Origin of the sequence: Sandarakinorhabdus oryzae (genome assembly GCF_009733735.1) — a bacterium.
GTDB lineage: Bacteria > Pseudomonadota > Alphaproteobacteria > Sphingomonadales > Sphingomonadaceae > Sandarakinorhabdus > Sandarakinorhabdus oryzae.
On sequence record NZ_WNJP01000255.1, the window covers coordinates 1 to 2,846 of the forward strand.

The following is a 2,846-nucleotide window of genomic DNA, read 5'->3' on the forward strand; positions in this document are numbered from 1 at the left end:
ATGACCAGCGCGGCGGCCGGCGGCTGGCCCGGGGGCAGGGCGGCCAGGCCCATGAGGGCGAAGGTGCCGCCGACGGCGGTGACGCGCGGTTCGAGGCCACTGGGGCCCTTGAGGGCGGGCAGGCGTCGCACGGTCATCACCACTACCATGGCGACAAACAGCGCCCCAAGGATGGTGGAGGCGATGTGCAGCAGGCGCAGGCCATCGTGGACGGGCTGGCTGAGCAGCGCGAGCAGGGTGATGGTCTGGTTTTTCAGCACCCAGCCGAAGGTCAGCAGCATGGCGAGCTGGCCAATCCGGTCTTCCCACGATTTGATCATTCGGCAATCTCACTGGTTGGGCGGGGGGTGGGCCGGGTAAAGGGCCACAGCAGGGCGAGCGGCATCACGGCGGGCACGTCTTCGGTGATGCCATAGGCGGCCGGTGCGGCCGGTGGGCGCAGAAGGGTGCCGAAGATCTGATCGAGGAACACCAGTTGCGCACCGAAATTGGCTGGCGCGGCACCATTGGCATGGTGCCAGTGATGATAGTGCGGGCTGGCGAAGACATGTTCGAGCCAGCCGAGGCGCAGCCTGACATTGCTGTGGATCAGATGGGCCTGCACGAAATAGCTGGCGCCCCAGATCGCCACGGCGGCATCGGAAAAGCCGAGCAGCAGGACGGGAAGCGCCGAGGCCGCGGCGACAAGGCCCTGGTCCAGCGGGTGGACGCGGTGGGACGCGAGCCAATCGAGATCGGCGATACTGTGGTGAACGGCGTGGAAGCGCCACAGGAAGGGCACGGCGTGGAACAGGCGATGCATGGCATAGAAGCCCACTTCGGCCACGATCAGCGCCAACGGCACCTGCGCCCACAGCGGCAGGGCGGCGATGGTGGCGGGCACGGCGGCTGGCAGCAGCGACCGTAGCGGCGGCAATGCCAGGCTGATCACCGCGGCCATGATCAGGGTGATCGGCAGGGGGTTCAGGATGAAATAGACAAGATCATCCAGCCAGCGCCGCCGCAGCAACTTCTGTTCGGGGTGCAGGGGAACAAGGCGCTCCAATGGCGACAAGACCAGCAGCAGCACAACAAGATGCCAAGGCTCGTAGATTGGCAAGTCCCGGTTCCGACCCCTATTGAACAGCGGCTGGAATATCAGACAGTTCTCGCCAAGAGATTAACAGTCATGACAATTTGCGGCCAACCCAGACAACACGGCCGATGATGTGGATGGCGCCGGGATCGCAATCGGGCCAACTGGGATAGGCGTCATTGTCGCTATGGATGGTGAGGCGGCGGGTGGCGGGATTGAGCGAGAGGCGTTTGACCAGCAGGGCTTCATCGACGCGCAGCACATAGATGCCGTCGCGCGCGGCGCTGGTATCGGTGGTGTCGATCAGGATCTGATCGCCGTGGGCCAGCGTGGGCAGCATGGAATCGCCTTCGACGCTGAGAATGGCGAGCGCCTCGGCCGGGGCCTGGGCCAGATCGCGCACGAACCCGGCCTGGAAGGCGATGCGGGCGCTGGGCAGTTCCTGATCGGGCAGGGCGCCGGGGCCAGCAGAGGCGCGGACCTGGTATTGCGGGATCAGCACATAATCATCGGCGGCGCGGGCGAGGCCGGGGCGGGGCAGGATGGCGCGGCCTTCTTCGGCCGGGCCACCGAGCAGATGTTCGGCGATGCCGAAATGGCGGCTGAGGATGCGGCGATCAGATTCCGACAGGCGGCGGGGCACGCCGCGCTTGATGAATTGCTGGATATAGCTGGCGTTGCGCCCGAGCAGCCGCGACAGCGAGGCATAATCCTCGCCACGGCCAGCGATCAGCGCGTCCAGCCGCGCACGGATGGCGATGCTGTCCATAGCTGCGGGCCTCCTCTCCAAGCCCACGAAAGGGCTATATCAGTAGTTTTTTTCCTAGACTAGTAGGATTTTGACCGGAATAAACAGGCATATCAGCCGAATCGCGAGGGATAGGCTGATATTGTGTCCAATCCGAATAGGGAGTGAACGACATGCGGCTGTTGCCCGTCGTTGAGCGCCACTTGCGCGCTCTGAATGTGCCACCCTCGCGTTTTGGCCGGCAGGTGACCGGCGATCCGCGATTCGTGTTCGATCTGCGCCGGGGCCGCGAACCCCGCGCCGCCACCCGTGAGCGGGTGCTGGCGCATATCGCCAAGTCTGAAGCCGCCAGCCAGAAGGGAGAAAGCCGCCATGCGTCCGCAAACTGATCGTGCCCAGGCTGCCATCCTGCGGGCGGTGGCCGCCATCGCCGCGCCGCTCGGCGCCCGCCTGGTGATCGAGGAACTGCGCGCCCGCGATTGGGCCAGCCTGACGCTGACCGGCATGCGCCATGAACTCGACGTGCGGCTGGACGGGCCGGGCGCCGCGGCGGCGCTGGCGGCGGTGGGGGAGCGCCTGCCGCACGAATCGATCAGCATCAGCGGCCAGATCCTGGCCGAAGCGGTGGTGGAACCGGGCACCGCCGATGATGACGGCGTGGCGATGACCATCTGTGCGCTGGTGATCAACGACTGAGGCCTGCCCAGCCGGCCTGCGACAAAGTTGAGCCGCGCTCAAAAAAACTTGTCAGCACCGCCGGGCGCAGGCAAGATGTGAGTGGGAATCAAAACTGCCGCAGACCGGCCTTCCGGAATGGGCGCAGGCAACAGGGTCGGCAGGCGGGCGCATGGTGAACAGGGCCGAATTCAACAACATGGGCACCACCACGGTCCAGCGCGCCGCGCCCCCGACGGCGGCGCTGCTTGGCCTGGCGCTGCTGTCCGCCTGTGGTGGCAGCACGCCAGCAAAGCCGGTCGCAGAGCCGGCTCAGCCGGTGCGGGTGGCGCCCGCGCAGCCGGTGAG

General features: G+C 66.3%; 5 protein-coding genes. 2 read left to right on the forward strand and 3 right to left on the reverse strand.

Features of this window, described 5'->3' with window-relative positions:
• From GJ693_RS15155 to GJ693_RS15165, 3 genes are all read right to left on the reverse strand, one after another.
• A partial coding sequence (locus GJ693_RS15155; RefSeq protein ID WP_197042255.1) for a hypothetical protein occupies positions 1–320 on the reverse strand: 320 nt, incomplete at its 3' end.
• Positions 317–1,069 carry a sterol desaturase family protein gene (locus GJ693_RS15160; RefSeq protein WP_156257084.1) on the reverse strand — a complete coding sequence of 251 codons (753 nt, stop codon included), beginning with the start codon at positions 1,067–1,069 and terminating at the stop codon, positions 317–319. The genes GJ693_RS15155 and GJ693_RS15160, both read right to left, overlap by 4 nt.
• 97 nt (positions 1,070–1,166) lie before the next feature.
• The gene (locus GJ693_RS15165) at positions 1,167–1,844 is read right to left on the reverse strand and encodes a S24 family peptidase (protein WP_156257085.1); all 678 of its coding nucleotides are present in this window, start codon (positions 1,842–1,844) and stop codon (positions 1,167–1,169) included.
• 152 nt (positions 1,845–1,996) lie between these two features.
• Between GJ693_RS15165 and GJ693_RS15170 the strand changes: the two genes are divergently transcribed.
• Entirely contained in the window at positions 1,997–2,212 is a 216-nt protein-coding gene (locus tag GJ693_RS15170; protein ID WP_156257086.1) for a hypothetical protein, read from the forward strand.
• Complete coding sequence (locus GJ693_RS15175; protein ID WP_156257087.1) at positions 2,196–2,519, forward strand: hypothetical protein; 324 nt, start codon at positions 2,196–2,198, stop codon at positions 2,517–2,519. Before GJ693_RS15170 ends, GJ693_RS15175 begins: the two co-directional genes overlap by 17 nt.
• Positions 2,520–2,846 lie beyond the last annotated feature (327 nt).